Consider the following 22,178-nt stretch of genomic DNA (forward strand, 5'->3'; position numbering starts at 1 on the left):
TTCATGTTCTCGTGTTATTGTGTCCATTTTAACAAAAATTCACATATAAAACTATCATAGATTGTAACTATTCGACATTTTTTTATATCACCCCATTTCATATGGATTCATAAAAAGAAGAGAGCCTGCAAGTGCAAACTCTCCTCCATTTATACGTTATTTAAAAGAACTTCCATGCATTGCTTCACTTCAAACGTAGCCCTTGTCCGAAGCGAAGTAGAAATTGATTACTTATTCACTTGCTTAGCACGCTCGATAAATGTTTCAAGTTGAGAAATTTTTAACATTTCATCATAACCGAAATTACCGTTATCTTTACCTGCTGTAATACCGTTTGATGCTAAAATTGAAATGTATTCTGTTGCCCAATAATTTTCAGGAACATCTGCAAATGTCACCACATCACCTTTATGCTCAAGACCAAAAGCAACTACTAAAACTTTTGCAATTTGTGCACGAGTCATTGGAGAAGAGGGATTAAATTTGCCGTGATCATCACCTGTAAAAATACCTAACTTCGCTACAGCCGAAATTGCACCAGCATGTGCATAAGTAGGTTTTACGTCTGCAAATGATGTATTTTTATCAGATGTATCTAAGTTTAAAGCTTTTGCGATTTGTACAGCAACTTCTGCACGTGAAGCATATACTGAAAAGTCAATTGCAGCGTCCTTAACTTCAGCAGTCGCTACTTTTGTCACTTCAGCTTGTTGTTCAGCGTCAAAATCCGCTACGCGTTTTGCACCAACGTAACGAGAGCTCCAATAATATGGATCGTTTACATTCGAATAGCTAACACCTTTACCAGTTTGAGAGTGAATCATTTTACCGTCACCTATGTATATCGCTACATGTGAGATACCACTACCACTCGTGTTAAAGAAAAGTAAATCGCCAATTTTTAGATCACTCTTTGCAACCGCTGTACCTTGCTGATATTGTGAGCCTGATGTACGGTTTAATTTAATACCTAAATCATTGAAGACTTTAGAAGTAAAACCAGAGCAATCTAATCCGCTAGTAGTTGTACCACCATAAGCATAAGGAATACCTAAATATTTCGTCGCTGTTTCAGTAACTTCATTTGCAGTTGCCGCTTCAGCGTTATCTATTTGAATTGTTGAAAATAACATAAAAGATGCAAAAATCGGTAATAACCATTTTTTCTTCATAAGTTTGTTATACCCCTCTCAAGGAACTTTTTTGCCTATACATAGACTATCACAAATGATGGTATTTTAATTTTTCAATTGTGTAACGGTTTTGAAAGTAAAAAAAAAGCTGATATACCAACGTTTTGTGGTTTACCAACGCTAAAATATGGGTATTAATTAATGGGTATTCCGGCTTTTTGTAACATTCCTGTAATATTAGCCACGCTTTGTTACAATAGAGTGTGCTTTAAAGTGCCAGGCACTCAAACAATTTTTACACAATTTTAGGGGGCACTCGGATTTGAACCGAGGATTAAGACTTTGCAAACCTTTGCCTTTCCACTTGGCTATGCCACCACGATTTTATTTATTAAAGATGGAAACAACTGTTTAGAACTAAAACGATCAAAATTTTTAACTATTTGACCGCTTTAGTACTAATGGTAATACGCCTAATTTTATTGGCCATTATATCGTTTCTTCAAATCCCAGAATCCTGGGACGGAATTCACATCATATTTTCTTATAGTATTGATGAGTTTAATAAGCAAATCCTGACGTAAATCCTCTCTAAAATGTGGATGAGTTTGATAAAGACACTGTTTCAATAAAGGCTCAAAATAATTTATTACAGTTAATAATGCTTTATCATCATGTTTCGATTTTTTCACTAAGGTAATTAATTCTTGTGACATCAACCTTCAGTCCCTTCTTGAATTTTTAATAAGTTCCGATAACTTATTAATACTTAGTTCAAGATTTTCTAATTTCTTTTCAAACCTAATAAATAGATAAACTGTCATTGCAATCGGAAATCCAAAATTTCCGATTATCATAATCCAATCAGATGGTTCTGTTATCATCAGAAATCCCCCTTTTTTCCCCATTATTCTTTTGCCTTTCAATGTAAATCAGCATTTTTTCCAAAGCTTTCTTATGGGTTTTAGAGACAGTTTGCTGTGTTTTATTTAACCTTCGTCCAATTTCCGTATCGCTTAAACCTTCTGCATAAGCTAGACTAATTATCTCCTTTTGCTTTTTAGTCAACGAATTTAATGCATCATACAATATTGGGCTTATTACATATTCATCTAAATTATCATTTAAAATAATGTCACTAAAATAGTCTTCGGCTTGTTCGTCAGCTACTAAATCGAGAAATGTTTCTTGTCCTTCATTAGAGTTAATGGTTGCATCTAAGGTAAGAGAAAATCTGGATTGTAAAAGTCTCAATTTTTTGTCGAAATTAATTGAATTAAACTTTAGAGTTGAAGAAATATGAGAAATAAAGCGAATTTTGAAATAGAAATGTTTAAATAATTTATCTAATTCTTTCCTATTTTCAGGACTAGGGTTTGATATTGTTTCCATGTACTTTTCTTTGTTAGTTGGTATTTTAAAAAAGGAAATTACCAAATCATTTTTTAATAGCTGTCGATTTTCATCTTCAAATTTTTTTATTCTTTCTTCGTCCCATTTATTTTCCAAATTCTAAAGCACTCCTTTGTAAGAAGCATACATTCACTTTCTAATAAAAAATAGAGCATATGTTCTTATTTTGAGTAAAAAAAAAGAGTGTACATTCTTTCTTTTTTCAAAAATAAACTATTTGTACTTAACCTAGTTTCCCCATCTAATAATTATTTTAACGTTTTACTCTTATCATTGATATATTATTTACACAACACCCCCTATTCTTATGATATATAGAATAATTAATCTTCAAAATCACAACCCTTTTCAAAAAATTTTTTAGTGCCAGGCACCCAAACAATTTTCAAACAATTTACTTTACGGAATCGCACATACGATAAAAAACTATAGACAAACTTGAAATTGTTCGAGTTTGTCTATAGTCTGAAGGCTCTTCTAAACGCAATATCAACGGTAATCACTGTAGTCATTAATCGAGTAGCTTATCTATTACTAGTTTCGTTAAATTAGGCATAATTTCCATTGTATATTTTAATTCAGTTCTTTCATATCTGTTATGTGCATCATAACCATATGGTCCAATGTTAATTGCTGGAATATTTAAATCCCTAATAGCATCATAATCGACAAAATGTTTTGTTCCCCAACTTGGGTTATTGTTAATAACGGATTGAATGCTATCTTCATCGTCATTTATCGCTACACAGCTCATGTCACAAATATAAGGAAAAAAATTTCTTTGTACTATTGGCTTATTATAATGTGGTTGAACTTTTTCGATAGCATGATCTAAAGCCATTAATAGATTTTTTTCTTTTTGATTTTTTCCAGTCACCTCTACGCGTGGTGAATAAAGTGAGGAATAAAAAATAATAATAGCAGGGCTCTTATCCTTTGCCCATTTCCAAGTTTCTTCTACAACTCTCGCCGAAAACATACGGACATCTAGTTCTTTATTATTTAATAGGTTTTCTTTAAATTTCTTCATATGTTCTTTGTAACGTTCGCCATGTTGTGAAATAATGGATTGTTCTAGCTCTTCGTAAAATAACACCCTAGTTTCCCATGGCAATTTTGTATATTCCTGCTCGCTAATTTCACAATATCTCTTATAATGATTATTTAAATTTTTTACGACATTATCAAATGCAATTTCAGCCTGCACTTTTAGTTTTTCAAGCACATCTTTAGGAGACCATGATTGCACAAAGAAATTATAATATACATATGAAGCAAGTGCTGTTTGAACAGTATACGTATCTTTAAAATCTGTTTGCTTCAACGTGACTGGTGGCATAGGCGTTTCGCCTAATGATTTGTCGCATAGCTCAGGATTATATGCAATTTGTCTAGTTAACTCTGCTGCGATATAGTTAGGATCGAGTCCTTCAAAGCTAGACCCCACATGACTTTCAGCTCCAGTTATATAAAATGAAGGAAGTAGCTTTCCGACACTCCCTTTATAAATATATCTATTTTCATCGCCTTCATACCGAGGAGCTACAAAATCAGAATTTATTAACGCTTCGTATTCAAAACCATACTCTTCTCTAAGTTTTTTTAAATCATTTAAACCTGACAATACCCCATGTGAGCTATCTTCCTCATCACACTCAGCAAAAAACACAATATTCCCTTTTAATTCTTCCGGATGCTCTGAATAATACTTTAATAGATAGTAATTGCTTGCCACACCGCTTTTCATATCTAATGTTCCTCTGCCAAATAACCATTCATTTGATTCTAAATGCTTCTTAACTAACGGAGGAACCTTTTCGTTTTTTAATGCTTCTTGAAGATTACTAGGAAAACAAGCTTTCTCTTTTAAGCTATTATAATCATCTATTCCTACTGTATCGGTATGGCCCATTAAAACAACTGTTTTAGTGCTACTTTCTTTTGTCCCTCTTACAAAAGCAAATACGTTATATCGCTCAATCTCATCATCTACCGTTTGTGAAGTAAACACATAGTCTGGATTTTTTTGAAAGTAAGGTAGGTTAGCAATTGTTTTAGCGAGTGATTTTGAAATATCGATTTCGCCTTCGGTATTTACTATACTTTCAATATTTACAAGATTATTCGTCACTTTTAATACTTCATCATACGTTTTTAACATTCATAACAACCCCTAACTTTAAGATAATAATTATAAAACCTGTTGTAAAAACTTCGCTGTTCGCTCTTCCTTTGGCGTTTTAAAAAATTCTGAAGGAGGGCCTTCTTCTATTATTTTTCCATCAGCTAACATAATTACTCTATCCGCAACCTCTCTTGCAAAGCCCATTTCATGCGTTACAATGACCATTGTCATACCATCTCTTGCTAAACTTTTCATTGTTTCTAATACTTCGCCAACTAATTCAGGATCTAGTGCCGATGTTGGTTCATCAAACAGCATAACGTTTGGGTTCATCGCAAGTGCTCTTGCAATAGCAACACGTTGCTTTTGCCCCCCTGATAGTTGTTCAGGATAATAGTTTGCTTTATCAGCAAGCCCAACCTTCGTTAATAACTCCATTGCTTTTTTATTCGCTTCTTCCTTACTTTGCTTTTTCACCTGAATCGGTGCTTCCGTAATGTTTTGTAAAACACTTAAATGCGGAAATAAATTGAAGTGTTGAAATACCATACCCATATTTTCTCTGACTTTATTTAAGTTTGTCTTTTCTACATCAATAATCTCATCGTTAATACTTATAGTACCCTCATTTAATAATTCTAAAAAATTCATACAGCGTAACAACGTACTTTTTCCCGAACCACTTGCTCCAATTAAAACAACTACTTCTGATTTATTTATCTCAAGGTTAATGTCTTTTAAAACTTTCAATTTCCCAAATGATTTAGAAAGCGACTTCAACTTTATCATGCTTTTTCTCCTTTCCAACATCCATTCTGTTTTCCAGTTTATTGAACAACAGTGTGAATATTAGGACTAAAATCAAGTAATATACGCCTACTACAAAGTAGGTTTCTAAAGGCATGTAGTTATACGCTTGAGCCGATAAGGCATGGTTAAATAATTCTGAAACGGCAATATAGGCTACTAAAGAAGAGTCTTTTAATCCAATAATGAATTGATTAGCCAATGAAGGTATTGCTCGCTTAAAGCTCTGTGGTAAAATAATTCGTCTCATTGTTTTAAAATACGTCATTCCTAATGAGCGGCCAGCTTCCATTTGTCCTTTATCGATTGATTGAATCGATCCTCGAAAGATTTCTGCAATATAGGCTCCAGAATGAATTCCAAGTGCAATAGCTCCTGCTGCAAAATCAGAAAGAACAAAAATACTAGAAATACCATAGTATAGGAACATAAGTTGTACTATAAGTGGCATCCCACGAATAATAAAAATATAAGCGTTTGCTATCTTCTCTAATATCTGTATATTAGAAACCTTGAAGAAGGCAAAAATCAACCCAATAACACAAGCAATTAATAAAGAAACTACGGTTAACTCAACTGTCAAAATAGTTGCTTTTAAAAATTCAATCCCATGTTTTTGGAATATCGATGCTATATTCGTTAAAAACTCCATATAAATCACCTAACCTCTTTAAGTGTATTGGTATAGAAGATTAATGTTTTTTTGAATATTCAAATTATTTTACCTAGAATAAATCTATTATACTAGGTAAAATAATTTAGGATTGGTTTACTCTAATAGATCTTTGCCAAACCATTTTGTACTTATTTCTTTATACGTTCCGTCTGCAACCATATCAGCAATTGCTTTATTTATTTCTTCTAATAACACTTGATTATCCTTTTTAATAGCTACTGCAATTTCTTCTCTTTTTATTTCTTCTCCCACTGTTTGAATTTCTAAACCTGATTCTTTCATCGCGGAAATGCCTACAATTTTATCTGTAATTACTGCATCTAAACGTCCTGGCGGAAGGTCTTGTAACGCATATATCTCACTAGGAAATTCTTTAATTTTATCTGTATATTTTTTTGCATCTTCAACATAAGTACTAGCTTGCATAACACCGATTGTCTTTCCCTTTAAGTCATCTAAAGATTTGATATCTTTATTTTTACTTGAAATAAATACTGTGGCGCCCGAAATATAATATGGATCTGAGAAATCAACCTGTTTTGCTCTCTCCTCAGTAGCTGTCATACTCCCAATAATTGCATCATATTTCTCTCCTCGTAACCCTTGGAGGATTGTTTCCCATGGATTTGTAACTGGGTTTGGATCAAGGCCAATTCTCTTTGCAATTTCATTTCCAATTTCTACATCGAAACCAACTAATTTTTCATTTTCTTTATAATTTAATGGTTTTAGTAAACCACTCATTGCAAATGTTAACTTCCCATCATTCACTAATTTCATATCTGATGTTGTGCTATTTTTTTCTCCTGCTTTCGTTTCTCCCTCACTACTTGCAGATGTTTCAATTTGTACATTCGAATCTTTTTCTGAACACGCAACCATCAATGAAGCAACTAACACCAATAAAAAATAGAATAGACTTTTCTTCATAAAATACCATTCCCCCTCGTTTTATGATTAAGCTAATTCTCCACCATCAATGGCAATTGTTTGCCCTGTAATATAAGCCGATTCATCTGAAGCAAGGAAGGCATACAACGCCCCTATTTCTTTTGGATCTGCATGCCGTTTTAAAGGAATACCTTCATTTACAACTGCTAACATTTCAGGAGTATACTCAGCCATTTGCATCGGTGTTAATACATACCCCGGACATATGGTGTTCACTCGAATGATTGGAGCCAATTCTAATGCCATCGTTTTTGCTAAAAGATTAACGCCTGCTTTTGAAGCGTTATAGTCTGCATAGAACGGATGTCCAGTAACACCATTTGTAGAAGCTGTCATGAGTATAACGCCTTGCCCCTGGTCAACCATGATTTTTGCAGCGGCTTGAGACGTATAAAACACACCATTTAAATTAATGTTTAAAACCTTATTCCATTGTTCTGGATTAATATCAAGGAATTTAGAGCGAACGCTAATACCTGCATTCGCTATAAAAACGTCCACTCCCCCTAAATCCTCTTTAATTCTTTTAAAGACAGCGTTTACATTTGTAGGGTTACTAACATCCACTACATACCCTTTGGCAATTCCTTTGTTTTCTTTAATAGACTTTTCAATACTTTCTTCATTAATATCTAAAATAGCTACGACAGAACCTTCTTCTACAAAGCGTTGTGCTGTGGCTAATCCTATACCACTCGCTCCTCCTGTAATCACTACTCTCTTCTTTTCTAAACTACTATGCCTTGATGTCATCAAATTACCCCCTAACGGTTATAACTTGTTAATTCCGCTTCATTTTTCACCTTTGCTTGATATACCCGCCATGAAGGACACCATTTAGCAGGATTATCTAAATAATCTGCTTCGATTAATTGATGAATTGTACTATTTTGCGGTGCATTTTTCACTACCTCTGGTTTTTCATATGCTTCCCTCGAAATTTGTTCTAGTGCCTGGATATATTCATCTAAATCTGCTTTAGAGTAGGATTCTGTAGGTTCTAGTGTGAATGGTTGTGGCACAATGTATGGATGATGGCTTGTCCAGTAATGCAAACCAAAGTCTGTCATACGTCGCTGTACATCCTCTGTTGTGACACCAGTTTCCTTCTCCAACTGCTCCCAACTATAACGAACCTGTTCCAGTCGTTGTCCTTGTACATAAGGTACACTTGCGCCCCGAATTTTCGAAACTTTACTGTATAAATAGTTATTATTTAGCACAGCAGTTTCTGCCACTGCTTTAAGTCCTTCTTGTCCTAATGCTCGTATCCATGCATAAGAACGTAAGATAGTTTGTGCTACGCCGTGGAAAGCGCGTATTTTCCCAATTGAATGCTCTAATTGATTATTTAATACATATTGATTACCATTTTTTTCGACGATAGGTCCTGGTAAATACGGCTTTAATGCCTCTGTTACACCTAATGCACCTGTTGCTGGGCCCCCACACATATGTGGCGCTGCGAATGTTTTGTGTAAATTAAAGAAACACATATCGAAGCCTGCCTCTTTAGCTCGTGTAATTCCTAATAAACCATTTGCATTCGCTTGATCGTAGTAACAAATACCACCGGCATCATGTACAATCTTTGTAAATTCTTTAATTTTTGAATTGTAAATTCCCGTATCTTCCGGGTTAGCTACAACAAAGCCAGCTGTTCGTTCGGATACAACTTCTTTTAACTTTTCAATATTAGGGAATCCATTTTCATCTGGGTGTAAGGTAATTATTTTATATCCCTTCACAACTGCCGTAGCAGCTTGAGATGGATGAGAGAAGATTGTTGTAATGATTTCATTACGTTGATCTGCCTCACCTTTAACTTCAAAATACTTACGAACAATCGATGCCATCGCAAATAGTGCTTGTGTGCCACCACTCGGTTGGAACGAGAATGCATCCATACCTGAAATGTCACGCATTGCTAAATCCATGTTATGAATGATTTCTAACATTCCTTGTACAGTACTAACATCTTGCAATGGATGTAGTTCCATTATTTTAGTATTACGAATTAATAACTCGTTAATTTTCGGAATGTACTTCATCGTACAAGTACCTTGACCAATTTCTACATTAAAATCCGACCCTAATGTTTCTTGTGAAAGCCGAACATAATGGCGTAATACACGTGCTTGGCCGATTTCTGGTAAGTTCGGCTTACTTGCTCGCTTTATATTTTGCGGTAGAACTGAAACGCCATCACCCACTACATCTACAACGTCTTGTGAAGCTTGCGGTACTTCGACTCCAACTTCACCTGGCTGATGTAGCTCAAAAATAATTGGCTCATTCCATTTGGCTTGATGAAAATCTATATTGACAGACTGTCTTTGAATTTTTAACATGCTAATACTCCTTTCTATCTCATTATTTCGTCACAATTTTTGATAAAACACTTACTAGTTTGTCGATATCTTCTTTCGTATGCACTTCAGTTACACAACAAAGTGCCGACTGACCATATTGAGGAAACTCTTTCGATAGATCTTTCCCTCCAAAAATCTTGTGCTCCAATAATTGTGCATTGATTTCTTCTACAGTTAACCCAGTATCATTAAAGTCGATAATAAATTCTTTGAAAAATGGAGACGTAATTCTCGAACCTCTAATGTTCTGAATTTTATTAAGTTGCATTACTGCATACTGACTATTTTGCATGATTGCTTGACCTAAATCGTACATACCATTTGGTCCCATTAACGATAAATAAACACCTGCTGTAATACCCCATAGAGCTGTTTGCGTACCGACAGATTCTTTACCGTTTTCTCTATCTGCAAAAGATGTACGGTCATATGCAATGTCACCAAACCCATACTCTCCTTGTTTTACAGTCGGAATAATGCCAAATAATCGTGATGGGTATTCATTAACGAATTTCGGATTATTATGGGTCGCAATAAAACCTGCTTGCCCTCCACTAAAATTCATATGCATTCCAAGTGGTTGAAGGTCTCCACATACAATATCAGCTCCATACTGACTTGGTGGTGCCAGTATTCCAAGTGAAATTGGATCAACTCCAACTACGATTATTACACCGTATTTTTTTGCAAGATTTGATATCTCTTGGCCTTGTGATTCAATAAATCCTAAATATGATGGATTTTCGAAATAGATCGCCGCAACATCAGTAGATAATTTCCTTTCTAAATCTGCTAAATCCATTAATCCTGTATTAAGATTAAAATTCACATCTTCAAATGCTAATTGAGGTGTACCATAGTTTGTAATAATCTTTTTTCTCTCAGGTGAAACTGTACTAGCAAGTAAGACCTTTGTGCGATTAGTAATACGACTAGCCATACGAATCGATGTAGCTGCAGCCTGTGCCCAATCAAATGTTGGCACATTCACTACTTCCATATCGACAAGTTCTGCCATCAGACTTTGGTATTCAAATAAAGCTTGGAAACGTCCATGATCTTCGTATGGTTCACCCGCATAAGCAGTTAAAAATTCAGCCCTTTGATTCACCTCATCACAGACTGCCGGAATAAAATGTTGCCAACAACCAGCTCCTAAAAAGTTAAGATATTCATTAGTGCTTATATTTTTATTTAATAGCCCTTCAATATGTCGTCGTAGCTCCAATTCATTCAATGCTTTCGGGATATTCATTGTTCCTTTAAACTGTAATTCATCTGGAATACAAGAAAATAGTTCTTCTACGGAATGCACACCAATCTCATCTAGCATCTCTTGTTTTACTTCAGGTACCATATTTGGAATGTATGGATGAACTTTTTTACTCATATAAAATACCTCCTATAATTTTTATGCTAAGCCTCCACCATCAACGGTTAATGTAGTTCCTGTAACCCAAGCAGATAAACCACTTGCAAGGAATAATACCCCCTTCGCAATATCTTCAGGTGTTCCTAACCTTGCCAATGGCCTATCAACCGCCGAACTACGTAAAAAGCTTGATTCTTCAATATCTAATTGTTTTGCCTCACCTCGAAGTAACGGCGTATCTGTATCGCCAGGGCAAATACAATTTACACGAATGTTCTCTGCTCCATGGTCAATAGCCATAGCTTTTGTTAGATTTACAACGCCTGCTTTCGCAGCACAGTAAGATGCAGCTTTGTCTCCACCTTTTAATCCCCAGCCAGAACCGGTATTGATAATACTGCCACCGTCATGGTTTCGCATAAGGGGAATTAAATATTTAGAAAGAAGATAAACTCCTTTTAAAGAGACATTAATTACGGCATCCCAATCAGATTCTTCTAAGTCCACCACTGTTTTTCTCCGAATAATGCCTGCATTATTAAAGAGCACATCGACTTTTCCATGCTTTTCTTCTATTAACTCCGCCACACGCTGGCAATCTTGTGAGTTCGTTACATCACACTTTACAAACTCAATATCTAATCCCGCAGCCCGCAGTGTTTCTTCTGTTTCCTTGCCCTTCTGCCGATCGATATCAAGAATGATCGTTTTAGTCCCCACCTCACTTAGTAATTTAGCGGTTGCAAGACCTATTCCTGAAGCTCCTCCTGTTACTACGGCAATCTTCCCACCTAATTCAAAGTAATCTAGCAAATAAATCTACCCCCTTTTTTGTTTCTCAATTTATATAATGCAAAAATCATGCCAAGTTTAAAAAGCTGATTTTACGAGATTCATAAATAATAAATCATTATTTTTTGACACAGTTGTCATTTCAAATACCGTTTTTGTCATAGAAGCCCTTAAAGGTGCCTGGCACTCAAACAATTCTGAATTTTATACAAAAGAAAAAACCCACATACACCTGCGGCAACATTGTGCCCGCAAATAGCATAGTAGGTTTTCCATTTAGTATTCTAAGTGTATTTTAAGTGTCAGGCACTCAAACAATTTAGAGTGCAATTATGCCGCTCGTAGTGGGAGTCGACTGCCTGTTAATTACTTTTCAATTTTCTATAAAGAGTCCTTGTACTGATACCTAACTCTTCTGCGACTCGTTCCTTGCCCGCAGCATCATTTCCGTATTCTAAAAGTTTTTGGTTAATTAATTCCATTTCCATATTCCTTAACAATTTAGGAGGCGTGATGTGAGTATTTTGCCTTCTATTATTTTCAATAATATAGTTTGGTAAACTATCTTTCGTTAATTGCAAAGAATCTTCCATTACCATACTGTATTCTAAAACATTTTCTAATTCTCGTATGTTCCCTGGCCAATAATAAGCATTCAATTCATCTAAAAATTCGTTTGTAAAATCTTTAATATATTTACCTGTTTTATGTTGAATCTTTTCTAGTAACGTAAAAATTAAGTACTCCATTTCACCTTTTCTTTCTTTTAATGGTGGCAAAGTTAAAGGAATAACATTTAATCGATAGTATAAATCCGCTCGGAACTCTCCTTTTTTCACCATTTCTTCTAAAGGTCTATTTGTTGCAGCAATAATTCTTACGTTTACCTTTCTAGGTTCAATTGCTCCCACTCTATAAATAAGACCATTCTGTAAAACAGATAATAGTTTAGCTTGAAGGTGCAATGGTAATTCCGTAATTTCATCAAGGAATAAGGTACCTTTATCTGCAATCTCAAAATATCCTTGTTTTCCTTTTCTTCTAGCTCCAGTAAATGCCCCTTCCTCATAGCCAAATAATTCACTTTCAAATAAAGTTTCTGGAATACTAGCACAGTTTAACTCTACAAATTTCCCTTTATGTGTAATACTGTTTGAATGAATATGATTAGCTAACAAACTTTTTCCAGTCCCTGTTTCTCCCGTGATGACAATTGACGATGAACTATTCGCAATACTATTTAGCTTGGTTTTAATAAATTGAAAATAAGGCGCATCCCCGAGTACATATTTTGTATCAAATCCGTTTTTTGTTTCAAATAATAAATAAGATCCCTCATTATTTAGAACATTAATAACAATTTCACCTAAACGAGCTAACCAGTATTGATATTTCTTTTGTTCAGTAGATAATTTCTTTTCACCTTCATCTGTAAAACTTACAAATGTTAAATACCCAAAATGCCGATCATCTTTAACTAAGTTCATCAGTATTTCTACTTTGGAAGGACAATTGTTTTGGAACCTACACCCAGAACATGTTTTCATTTTTCCAGGTCTCTGCACGTATTGAAATGGCTCAGAATAGTACTTTTGAAAAAAGGGTAAATGTACTTGCTCTCCTTTTCTTTTTCTATATTCATCAGTTGCTAAAATTTTACCTTTCGAAGTAAAATAAGCTACTTCCACTTGTAACAAGTCTCCATATAAAATAATTATAGATTGTACTAACTTTTCACCATTTAACATAACATCACCCTCTCAGAAGTAAATCGAGTCATTGGAATTTTACACGAAAATATCCTTAACTTTATAATTCTACATTCGCTGGTGGGAACGCTTAATACGGCTTTTTTAAACATGACATCCATCTCTAATATATACATAAATTCAGCAAAAAAAGGTTCGTTCCTTTAAAAATCGTTCAACAAATACAGACATTCGAAGTCGAATATTATCAGAAATAGTTATTTAAAATTTGAAGTGAATTGGATGAGTAATGATATGGGAGTAACATAACTCCCACATTTGTGAAGTATTTTGCGATTTTTACTTTCTGTGGAAGTTTGATTTCATGTAAATTAAAGGACATAACATATTCTGTGTGACAAATAGTCCCTCATAGTTTTAAGTTAGATTTGATAAAACCAGTCTTTATTGCTTATCAATACATCAGTTAAATATTGGTGAATAATCTCTTCATTTTCCCAAATCCATTTATCAATATGTACCATTAGGGTTTCATCACTATATTTATTTATCCCCATCATATACTTAGTAAGAATCTCATTTTCTTCTTTTGCTTTCAGTCTACCTATAAGTGTTGCAGCTGAAGAATCATTTAATATTTCATAATATGTCCAAACTCCCGACCTATTGGACTGTGATTGCCAATTTATAATTTCTCTTAACTCAACATACCAATCAGGCAAGTGGCTTTGTTCTTTTAATTCACCATATGCAATAATAAACAATTCAGCCATCGAATTATAATCATTGATATTGTTAAAGAAGTTATCAATATATGTTTTATTAAATTTCATAGATATATTCCCCCTAACAACTCCATAGTACAATAGAAAAGCTCTACCATTTTTGGTAGAGCTTCGTTTAGTAGCCACATAGCGTGGCCTTTTGTTTTGCCTCAAACGATTAGCCATTCCCAAGTCATTGGCTAGAAAACAGCTGGACCCAATAGTAAATTCCTTTGCTATCTACTGCAATCGCTACGCCGGTATTTGTATAATGTTCTCGCAAAATATTATCTCGATGAGATGGTGATGCCATCCATGCTTTAACAGCCGCCTCAGGGCTTGGAATATTTCTCCCTATATTTTCTCCTAAGCTAGTATATGGATAGTCGAATAAAGTAGCTAAATCCCACGGCATGCCGTAGTAAGGTGATTCGTGTTCAAAATAATGTCGATTCACCATATCCTGTGCCTTAATAACAGCGACTTGTGTTAAAGGTCCATCATAGGTAAGCAACGGGAGCTTTCTTTTTTGTCTTTCGACGTTTACTAAATTTAACACATCGTTAGCCATTGTCGCTGAGTAGTTTTTTGTCGGAATATAAGTCTTTGATAAATAGTCATAGGCTATTTCATAATTTGTTAGCGTCGTTGTAAAGTCCAAGCTTCGTTCCACTAAGGAGGCAAATTGTGCACGTGTTATTAATAAATTAGGTGCAAATTGTTTCGCGTTGACCCCTTTAATAATACCGACATCTGCAAGTGATTCAATATAATCTTTCGCCCAATGCCCTTCATTAATATCATTAAACTTACTATTATTTTGAGAATCTACCTCAATTTTATATGCAAGCGATAACATTTTAGCGACTTGCATGCGCTTCAATGGTGCATCTGGGTTAAAGCAATCACCATTTTGCAATATCCCTAATTCTACTAGTGCACAAATCTCCTTATAATAAGGATGATCTGCTGGTAAATCTTCAAATTTAGGCTCGGTGGGCACATTCATTTTTAGCTGCATAGAACGGGCAATGGCAGCTGCTGCCTCTGCTCTTGTAATCGCTTGCTCTGGCTTAAACGTACCATCCTGATACGTTGTCATATATTGCTTATCTAACATATGCTGAATCGAGCTTCTCGCCCAATGTGATGGCGAAACATCCTTTGCCGTCTCTGCCGCTAACGCAACATCTGAGCTATTTGGTAGAGGTAAGGCAAAAGGAGTAGCCAGCAAAATAAGCGACATTCCGACAATACTAGATACTTTTTTTAACATAGCTACCTCCTATTTATATGTATGGCGTCCGTTTTTTTAAGTTCCGGCTTCTCATCGAGAATTGGATAATTGATTTTCTTTACCCATAAGCCTTATATATAAACATACCATTATTACCTGTTTTTTCCTACAACGATTTTAAAAAAATCACTCTAAAGATTTTACTTTCCTAAGAGTGATGTTTGTCTTCCTATTCAACTCCAATAATGTATAAGTCATCGTCATTTTTTTGTAGCATGCGATAAAGGAATAAAGCCATTTGACCACGTCGAACATCCGTATATGGTGAAAATGTCGTAGAGCTAGTACCTTGTGTAATCCCATAATCTAATAACGTTTGAATATAACGATTGGTTTCAGCATCCTTTGTAAAATCTGTAAAGGGCGCAGTTAATGATGTCGCTTGTTTTAAATGAAAGCCCAAAGTCAACATTTTGGCCATTTGACTACGTTTAATAGAAGCATTTGGAATATAATGCGTCCCTTTTTGGATAATACCATTAGCTGCAAGCGCTGCAATAGATCCATAATATTGATGTGAAGTTGGGACATCACTAAAGCCAGGATTATCAACATTACTCGTTTGTAGCTGAAGTGCCTGCGCTAAAAAATAAGCTGCTTCTCCACGTGTTAATTGTTGATAAGGGCTAAACGTTGTAGACGTTGTACCAAATACGATTCCTTTGCTATACAGTTCGCTAACTGCAGTATATAGCTCCATCTCACTATCGCTTTTTTTAATATCTACAAATGGCATTGCAGCTGCTTGAGTAGGAACGACTGCAACACAAGGTGCCACAACTAAAGCCGTAACAAACGCCCATGCGTATTTTTGCTTTATTTCCATTGTCCTTCGCCCCTTTTAAATTGATTGACCTCTAAAAAAATAACGAAAAGAGGGTCATCCCCTCTCTTCATTCTTTATTACAGCCCTAATTCCTTTATATGATCTTGTAAAATACGATAGTTATAAACTAAATCTTGTTGTTCCAGTGATAGTGAACTATATAGTTTTTGCGCAGCAATGACTTTCTTTTCAAATGTCTTTGCATCAGGATCTAGTTGTGCAATAGCATCCACAACTTTTAGAACTGCCGCTATATCTTTTTCAGCATTTTTCAACTTATCGTAGTTGATAACCTGTCCTCTTACTTTGGAGTCCAGTGCCTTATATGCTGCTACTGCGTTCGCTACATCTTGGATATACGTACTAGATGTTGGAGAAAGACTAGCGATGAGCTCCACAACTTTTTTCACTTCACTCATGTTTTTCTCTGCTTCTAGTAAAATCGAATAATTCGATACTCTTTGCTTATCTGTTGTATTTAAACTATCGTAATCTTTCCGTACTGACTCGATCATACCAAAGTACATTTTATCGCTTGGTTTTAAAGCCGCAATACTCTTATACACTTTAATGACATTATCTAATGACAAAAGCAATTGCTCGTTATAAACGTATTTACGTTGTGTAGCGTTTAAGTTATCATACGCCTTTAAAATCTTTTGATATTGACTGTCCATATTTTTCGATGTCATCAGCTTATCAATCTCATTGATAACACTAATAACTGGCTTAATAATTTTTTCTTGGTCTTGTAATGCTTTGTAATTTTCGACTGCCATTTGCTGTTCTTTAGGTAATGCATTATAGGCTGCACGAATTTCCTCAATGCGTTTTACATATTGATGTGGCTCAATATATGGTAATTCTTCAATCATTCGTTGAACATTCCCTGCACCTAAAATACTTGTTTCAGCAGCTTGTAACTGCTTATAGTTTGAAACATACTGCTGCATTTCCTTACTTAGTGCATCATATAATGCGCGAGCTTGTACAGTATCCGTATGGAACGTTTTACTTGAAGCTTTTAGCTTGCCAATTAATTCAATAACCTTTGCTAACGGTTCGTAGCTTTGTAACGTTGCCATATTGCTCACATACGCCTTTTGGTCTTTTGTCAATTTTTCATACGCTTTTTGTGCTGCATTGACTTTACTAACAAAGCTATTTGAACTTGGGTCTAAGTTATCTATTTGCACCATAACATTTAAAATTGGTTTTACTTGTTTTTCACGATCCGTTAATAACTTTACGTTTGAAACAAGCTTTTTTTGTCCTGTTGTTAATTTGTCATAAGCAACACGGGCATTCATTAATTTCGTTAAATAATTTTCTTCTCCAGGAACTGCCGCATCGATTAAAGCAATAACTGTACTCGCAGAAGTTAGCTCTGTTTCTGCTGTCACAAGCTTTTCATAGTTGATGATTGCTTGCTGTTTTTCTTGAGGTAGTGCGTCATAATTTGCGCGAGCGGTTTTTAAATCGTTTAAAAATGTCTTGCTCGTTGGCTTTAATGTTTCAATTAAGCCAATTAAAGATGCCACATCTTCGACAGCTGTTAACTGTTCATAGTTTGTCACACGCTTTTGGGACGCTGTATCCAATGCATTAAAAGCTTTACGTGCTGCTACTACCTTTTTCGTATAGTCTTTGTTCGTTGGGTTTAAAGCAGCGATTAAATTAATAACTTTCACAACATTGGCATTGTTTTTCTCATACGTCGTTAATGTTTTATATTGCGTCACTAACTTTTTCGCATTTTTGTCCATTGCTTTATATTCTGCAGACAACTCCACCACTTTTGCGACAAATGAAGCATCTGATTCATTAGCTAGCGCTATTACTTTATCATCAAACTGCTGAGCTGTTGTGATGTAGCTTTCTGCTGTTAATAGAGCTGGGTAGTTCGTTACTAATTTTTGTGCTTCAGGTGATAGTTTATTATATTCTGCTTTTAAGGCGGCAACGGTTTCTTTGTAATCTTTACGTGAAGTATTTAAAGCCAATATAGGATCGATGAGGCTCATCGCATCCACTTGATCTTTTAATTTATTTACTTTATAGCTTTTTACGAACTCACGCTTTGATGTATCCAATTTTAAGTAAGCTGTGTTAGCTGCCTTTGCCTTTTTTGTATAATCCTTCGCTGCTGGATCTAGTTTTTCAACAAGGGTAATGACATTTAACACTGCTTTATTTGAACTTTCCCAGCTCGTTAACTCTGCTAAATTGTTAACGATTTTTTTAACACTAGCTGCATCGATTTTTTGACCATCAGGTGCTACAGGCGCATTATAGGCTGCACGTGCTTCTTCAATCTTAGTGATTACATCTGGCGCTGTAGCTATGGCAGAAATAAGTGTTTCAATTACTTTTGCAGCTGCAATATTAGCTTCAGCCAATTGTAAATCAGTCACATTTTTCACAAATTCTTTTTTAGTTAGCTGATCGTATTCCGCTTTTGCCGCCGTTACCGCAGTACGATACGCATCAGTGTTGGAAATACGTAACGCAGTAATTTGCTTGGAAACATTGACCGCTTCTTGATATGGCTTTAAATCATCATAATTCGAAACTAAACGCTTTGTATCTGCATCCTTTAAATTATTGTATGCTGTTTCAATGGCTGTTACAGCACTAATAAAGCTTGCAGCTGTTGGGAAATCTTCTGGTTTTTTTACTATTAGTTGCGTAATACTTGCGACAATTTTATCTGCTGATGATAAATTCGCTAACACATCTGTATATTCTTTATATGGCGTAGCTGTTGTATTGTTCGGATTATATGCAGTAATAATTTTCTTTTGATCCGCTGTCAGTGTGCTGTAACTTGTCGTTACTTCAGTTGCTGCTTCAGCAATTTGAGTAGAAGTTGATGACGTATTTTCTAGTACGCTAACAAAAGCATCTAATTTAGCAGTTGTTACTTTCGCCGCAGTTGCGTCGTCATTCATTTTTCCAAGCTTTGCGATATCTGCACCGTTCTTTTTAAAATAATTGTTACGTTCAACATCGTCGTAGCCGTATTGCAGAGAGGTACCACGAACAGCCGATACAATGCCCTTTGCCTCCTCAGTTGCTAATGCTGTAGTAACAGCGTCATTGAAAGTTTCTTGAGCTGTAACATAGGGTATTAAAAATTGAGCATAGACTTCTTGAACTTTTGCAACATCCGCTACAAATGTTTTACTTGTATAAGATAATGCATTGATACTTTTACCAATATCAGTTAATTCCTTAACGAACTTTCGTTGTGCTACTACATAATCATACTTTGCTTCAATAAATGCTCGTTCATTTTCATTGAAATCTGTAGTGCTTAAAACTTTTACATCGCCATCTGCAATGACCATTTCATTTGCTGTTGATGTTTCTGAAAGCTTACCGAATTGCTCAATTGTTTTACTTCTCGTATCAGTTGCAGCTACGGCGTTCACATAAGCTATTTGCTCAGCTTGTGATCCTGTTTGTGGTTGTGCTTCTTGCGCATTTGCAAGTGCAGTTGGTGTTAATAAAAGGCTTGTTAGGACACCCACTTTTAAAGGTTTCTTCAACTTGCTCATCCTTTCTTATTACGTTATATAGGAACATAGATATGTATCATTTATTGCGAATCTACTATCTTAAGTATCGGTATTCGTAACTTGATTTCAAGCTAATCTAGTAAACTCACTAACTTCCTTTACTAACTTACAGATAATTGCTATTTTTAGATAGAATAGACTTTTTAAAGGAAGTTATTGTTAGGATACTATATAATTGTGTTAGACGCATTTATCCCGCATTAATCATATGGAATTGAGCCTAATGAAAGTCCCACCATATCGAGAAAATTCCTTAAAAAAACTAGCATTTATACTATGTCATTTACCAGTAACTAGGTGTATACTACATCTTTAATATTTAATTTACTAGAAAGGGAGCTAGATATGTTTTATCACTACAAGTTTTGGCATAGCTTAACGCACCCCACGCACTTTACACAGGCTATTGAGTCAGGAGAAATAAGGGGCTATAAAAAACGGTCATTCACGGTTTTCATACTCTTTTTGCTCCTTTTTGTGATACGCGAGTTTTGGGGAATGGGCACTGAAAGCTTAACATCATTATTTGCAATGAATCACCAGGATGAATACTATACAGCCCGTTTGCTATCAATGGTCGGAGCCATTGTTTGGGGAATCATTTATTTTTGCTTCCACTATTATGGCGTTACATATATATTACATCTATTAACGGACATTCCTTACAAATGGATTCAAAAAGTGCAGTTATATGTGGTGGCATTTTTGCTTATCGAAAAGGCCATTTTATTTGCAGTGTTCTATGCAGTTGGCTATTCTACATCGTTCTCCTTCTTTTCACTTGCCCCTATTGTACAGCAAGTATTGGATAAGGATGTTGTGTTATTCATTATTAATCAGTTAACAGTAACTACTGTGCTGACGATTATTGTGCACTTTACTTTCCTTTCAAAATGGGAGGAAGCGTCAGATCGTAAAGTACTATTAGCAAAAATTATCGTACTTCAGGTAATAATGGCTGTTTTTGTTGGAATGCTTAGCGTATTACCACTACAAGAATGGATTACAAGGGGGTTAGGATGATGCGTATTATTAAATCCAGACCTTGGACAAGCCTTAGTATCCTCGTCATAGCGCTATTAGTTGGCGTGAATGCCTTCTTTGTTTTCAAGGATAATAGTAAAGTAGCGCGTTCATATTTTGTTGATGAATTTCAACGAGCTACCGCTGGTGACCGTGTAGAAACGGTGAAAAAGGATGCGATTGTAGCGCCAGCAGAAACGTATACAATTTCTGCAGATGCAAAAACTTTATCAGCAGTAAACGTAAAGCGTGGGCAGGACATCAAAGCAGCCGATCTTCTAGCTACCTATAAAACAGAGGAAGTTGACGATGAATTAACGAAGCTAGAGGCTGAACGGGATGCATATGAAACCGAATTAAGTGATTTAGAATCTGCTTTATCACAAGTAGAATCTGAATTCGGAGACAAAACGAATCCGAAAAGTTCAATCAATACAGACCAAATTAGTGATAAATTAAATGTCACAGTTAAATTAGAATTAGGTCAACAAAATTCACCATCAACAGCTGTCGCTATTTTAAACCGTCATATTGCGGAGGCGACGCGTCAAATTGCCGTCATGGATGCTCAAATTGCTCAAATCCAAGCACGTCAAGGAGTTATTAGCCCTATTGATGGTGTTATCTCCAACATTATAGAAGAAGCTGGTACAGTGACATTTGAAATTTATTCAACTGAAAAAGCAATGCTTGCTTACTTATCGGAGGATGAATGGCAAAAGGTTTTAGCGGGACAAACGGTTAATTTTGATTTACAACATTTTAAAGATGATTTATCTGGTGTAGTACTTGAAAAACAGATGATTGCAACAAATCATGACTCAACATGGGCAAATGAATTAGCAAAATCGGCGAAGCTGCCGAAACCAACTAATTATGAAGTAACGTTACAGCAGGACGATGTGTTAGAGAATATTCCATTTTCAACAGTCGGCCAAGCTTCAATTGTTGTCAACGAAGCGCTCGATGCTTATAAAGTAAAGTCTTCTTGGGTTAAAAAAGCAAAAGGTGCTAAGAGCGTATATATTATCGATGAAAACGGAAAAATCCGTCTTGAAGATATTGACGTTGACTTTTCAACAGCAAATTCAACGATTTTCACAAGCTACTTCGATGAAGGCACACCGATTCTAGCTAATGAACAACGCAACATTTTAGCACGTTCTTTCTGCTCTATGCCTGTTAAAAAAATAGAATGGCAAAACTTCAAGGAAATTGGCTGGAAAGACTACGTCAAATACATTATTTTCTAATACAAAATTAAGGAAGCTAGACAGAACTAGCTTCAATCGAAAAAAGGTATCAAGAAGTGTTATTCACTCTTGATACCTTTTTTG

General features: G+C 35.3%; 19 protein-coding genes and 1 tRNA gene. 2 read left to right on the forward strand and 18 right to left on the reverse strand.

Annotated features, from left to right (window positions below; translation table 11 throughout):
* Positions 1–227 precede the first annotated feature (227 nt).
* The 18 genes from ACIP9C_RS21090 to ACIP9C_RS21175 form a co-directional block, all read right to left on the reverse strand.
* The gene (locus ACIP9C_RS21090; RefSeq protein WP_401014208.1) at positions 228–1,172 is read right to left on the reverse strand and encodes a C40 family peptidase; all 945 of its coding nucleotides are present in this window, start codon (positions 1,170–1,172) and stop codon (positions 228–230) included.
* A gap of 268 nt (positions 1,173–1,440) precedes the next feature.
* A tRNA-Cys gene (locus ACIP9C_RS21095) sits at positions 1,441–1,511 on the reverse strand.
* A gap of 101 nt (positions 1,512–1,612) precedes the next feature.
* Positions 1,613–1,849: a helix-turn-helix domain-containing protein gene (locus tag ACIP9C_RS21100; protein ID WP_401014211.1), complete on the reverse strand. Its 237-nt coding sequence runs from the start codon at positions 1,847–1,849 to the stop codon at positions 1,613–1,615.
* Between the two features lie 6 nt (positions 1,850–1,855).
* Positions 1,856–2,017 carry a YvrJ family protein gene (locus tag ACIP9C_RS21105; protein WP_401014214.1) on the reverse strand — a complete coding sequence of 54 codons (162 nt, stop codon included), beginning with the start codon at positions 2,015–2,017 and terminating at the stop codon, positions 1,856–1,858.
* Positions 1,998–2,642 carry a sigma-70 family RNA polymerase sigma factor gene (locus tag ACIP9C_RS21110; protein ID WP_401014217.1) on the reverse strand — a complete coding sequence of 215 codons (645 nt, stop codon included), beginning with the start codon at positions 2,640–2,642 and terminating at the stop codon, positions 1,998–2,000. Before ACIP9C_RS21110 ends, ACIP9C_RS21105 begins: the two co-directional genes overlap by 20 nt.
* Positions 2,643–3,057: 415 nt before the next feature.
* Positions 3,058–4,707: a M20/M25/M40 family metallo-hydrolase gene (locus tag ACIP9C_RS21115; protein WP_401014220.1), complete on the reverse strand. Its 1,650-nt coding sequence runs from the start codon at positions 4,705–4,707 to the stop codon at positions 3,058–3,060.
* A 30-nt stretch (positions 4,708–4,737) separates the two neighbouring features.
* Entirely contained in the window at positions 4,738–5,460 is a 723-nt protein-coding gene (locus tag ACIP9C_RS21120) for an amino acid ABC transporter ATP-binding protein (RefSeq protein ID WP_401014223.1), read from the reverse strand.
* The gene (locus tag ACIP9C_RS21125) at positions 5,435–6,130 is read right to left on the reverse strand and encodes an amino acid ABC transporter permease (RefSeq protein ID WP_401014226.1); all 696 of its coding nucleotides are present in this window, start codon (positions 6,128–6,130) and stop codon (positions 5,435–5,437) included. The genes ACIP9C_RS21120 and ACIP9C_RS21125 overlap by 26 nt, the downstream gene beginning before the upstream one ends.
* Positions 6,131–6,247: 117 nt before the next feature.
* Positions 6,248–7,084 carry a transporter substrate-binding domain-containing protein gene (locus tag ACIP9C_RS21130; RefSeq protein WP_401014229.1) on the reverse strand — a complete coding sequence of 279 codons (837 nt, stop codon included), beginning with the start codon at positions 7,082–7,084 and terminating at the stop codon, positions 6,248–6,250.
* A gap of 27 nt (positions 7,085–7,111) precedes the next feature.
* Complete coding sequence (locus ACIP9C_RS21135; RefSeq protein ID WP_401014232.1) at positions 7,112–7,858, reverse strand: SDR family NAD(P)-dependent oxidoreductase; 747 nt, start codon at positions 7,856–7,858, stop codon at positions 7,112–7,114.
* Between the two features lie 11 nt (positions 7,859–7,869).
* Complete coding sequence (gene gcvPB, locus ACIP9C_RS21140) at positions 7,870–9,456, reverse strand: aminomethyl-transferring glycine dehydrogenase subunit GcvPB (RefSeq protein WP_401014235.1); 1,587 nt, start codon at positions 9,454–9,456, stop codon at positions 7,870–7,872.
* Between the two features lie 22 nt (positions 9,457–9,478).
* Positions 9,479–10,867 (reverse strand): aminomethyl-transferring glycine dehydrogenase subunit GcvPA, encoded by a 1,389-nt coding sequence (gcvPA, locus tag ACIP9C_RS21145; protein WP_401014238.1) that lies wholly within the window; start codon positions 10,865–10,867, stop codon positions 9,479–9,481.
* A gap of 21 nt (positions 10,868–10,888) precedes the next feature.
* Positions 10,889–11,662 carry an SDR family NAD(P)-dependent oxidoreductase gene (locus ACIP9C_RS21150; protein ID WP_401014241.1) on the reverse strand — a complete coding sequence of 258 codons (774 nt, stop codon included), beginning with the start codon at positions 11,660–11,662 and terminating at the stop codon, positions 10,889–10,891.
* Positions 11,663–12,003: 341 nt separating this feature from the next.
* Positions 12,004–13,389 carry a sigma-54 interaction domain-containing protein gene (locus tag ACIP9C_RS21155; protein WP_401014244.1) on the reverse strand — a complete coding sequence of 462 codons (1,386 nt, stop codon included), beginning with the start codon at positions 13,387–13,389 and terminating at the stop codon, positions 12,004–12,006.
* 383 nt (positions 13,390–13,772) lie between these two features.
* The gene (locus ACIP9C_RS21160) at positions 13,773–14,183 is read right to left on the reverse strand and encodes a hypothetical protein (RefSeq protein ID WP_401014246.1); all 411 of its coding nucleotides are present in this window, start codon (positions 14,181–14,183) and stop codon (positions 13,773–13,775) included.
* A 124-nt stretch (positions 14,184–14,307) separates the two neighbouring features.
* Positions 14,308–15,390: a CAP and S-layer homology domain-containing protein gene (locus ACIP9C_RS21165; protein WP_401014249.1), complete on the reverse strand. Its 1,083-nt coding sequence runs from the start codon at positions 15,388–15,390 to the stop codon at positions 14,308–14,310.
* Between the two features lie 190 nt (positions 15,391–15,580).
* Entirely contained in the window at positions 15,581–16,237 is a 657-nt protein-coding gene (locus ACIP9C_RS21170; RefSeq protein WP_401014252.1) for an S-layer homology domain-containing protein, read from the reverse strand.
* A 77-nt stretch (positions 16,238–16,314) separates the two neighbouring features.
* Positions 16,315–19,788, reverse strand: a complete 3,474-nt coding sequence (locus ACIP9C_RS21175; RefSeq protein WP_401014255.1) for a hypothetical protein — start codon at positions 19,786–19,788, stop codon at positions 16,315–16,317.
* Positions 19,789–20,316: 528 nt separating this feature from the next.
* On the opposite strand from ACIP9C_RS21175, the gene ACIP9C_RS21180 reads away from it, so the two are divergent.
* Both ACIP9C_RS21180 and ACIP9C_RS21185 read left to right on the forward strand, forming a co-directional pair.
* The gene (locus ACIP9C_RS21180; protein ID WP_401014258.1) at positions 20,317–20,841 is read left to right on the forward strand and encodes a hypothetical protein; all 525 of its coding nucleotides are present in this window, start codon (positions 20,317–20,319) and stop codon (positions 20,839–20,841) included.
* On the forward strand, positions 20,838–22,094 hold the full coding sequence (locus ACIP9C_RS21185; RefSeq protein WP_401014261.1) for an efflux RND transporter periplasmic adaptor subunit: 1,257 nt from the start codon (positions 20,838–20,840) through the stop codon (positions 22,092–22,094). Before ACIP9C_RS21180 ends, ACIP9C_RS21185 begins: the two co-directional genes overlap by 4 nt.
* Positions 22,095–22,178: the final 84 nt, after the last annotated feature.

It is taken from the genome of Lysinibacillus sp. NPDC093210, assembly GCF_044753985.1.
In the GTDB taxonomy this organism is placed as follows: Bacteria; Bacillota; Bacilli; order Bacillales_A; family Planococcaceae; genus Lysinibacillus.

Excerpts from the sequence above, each read along its gene's own strand:
- ACIP9C_RS21090 (WP_401014208.1), bottom strand. The coding sequence starts at position 1,172 with ATGAAGAAAAAATGGTTATTACCGATTTTTGCATCTTTTATGTTATTT.
- ACIP9C_RS21100 (WP_401014211.1), bottom strand. The coding sequence starts at position 1,849 with ATGTCACAAGAATTAATTACCTTAGTGAAAAAATCGAAACATGATGAT.
- ACIP9C_RS21105 (WP_401014214.1), bottom strand. The coding sequence starts at position 2,017 with ATGATAACAGAACCATCTGATTGGATTATGATAATCGGAAATTTTGGA.
- ACIP9C_RS21115 (WP_401014220.1), bottom strand. The coding sequence starts at position 4,707 with ATGTTAAAAACGTATGATGAAGTATTAAAAGTGACGAATAATCTTGTA.
- ACIP9C_RS21120 (WP_401014223.1), bottom strand. The coding sequence starts at position 5,460 with ATGATAAAGTTGAAGTCGCTTTCTAAATCATTTGGGAAATTGAAAGTT.
- ACIP9C_RS21125 (WP_401014226.1), bottom strand. The coding sequence starts at position 6,130 with ATGGAGTTTTTAACGAATATAGCATCGATATTCCAAAAACATGGGATT.
- ACIP9C_RS21130 (WP_401014229.1), bottom strand. The coding sequence starts at position 7,084 with ATGAAGAAAAGTCTATTCTATTTTTTATTGGTGTTAGTTGCTTCATTG.
- ACIP9C_RS21135 (WP_401014232.1), bottom strand. The coding sequence starts at position 7,858 with ATGACATCAAGGCATAGTAGTTTAGAAAAGAAGAGAGTAGTGATTACA.
- gcvPB (WP_401014235.1), bottom strand. The coding sequence starts at position 9,456 with ATGTTAAAAATTCAAAGACAGTCTGTCAATATAGATTTTCATCAAGCC.
- gcvPA (WP_401014238.1), bottom strand. The coding sequence starts at position 10,867 with ATGAGTAAAAAAGTTCATCCATACATTCCAAATATGGTACCTGAAGTA.
- ACIP9C_RS21155 (WP_401014244.1), bottom strand. The coding sequence starts at position 13,389 with ATGTTAAATGGTGAAAAGTTAGTACAATCTATAATTATTTTATATGGA.
- ACIP9C_RS21160 (WP_401014246.1), bottom strand. The coding sequence starts at position 14,183 with ATGAAATTTAATAAAACATATATTGATAACTTCTTTAACAATATCAAT.
- ACIP9C_RS21165 (WP_401014249.1), bottom strand. The coding sequence starts at position 15,390 with ATGTTAAAAAAAGTATCTAGTATTGTCGGAATGTCGCTTATTTTGCTG.
- ACIP9C_RS21170 (WP_401014252.1), bottom strand. The coding sequence starts at position 16,237 with ATGGAAATAAAGCAAAAATACGCATGGGCGTTTGTTACGGCTTTAGTT.
- ACIP9C_RS21180 (WP_401014258.1), top strand. The coding sequence starts at position 20,317 with ATGGGCACTGAAAGCTTAACATCATTATTTGCAATGAATCACCAGGAT.
- ACIP9C_RS21185 (WP_401014261.1), top strand. The coding sequence starts at position 20,838 with ATGATGCGTATTATTAAATCCAGACCTTGGACAAGCCTTAGTATCCTC.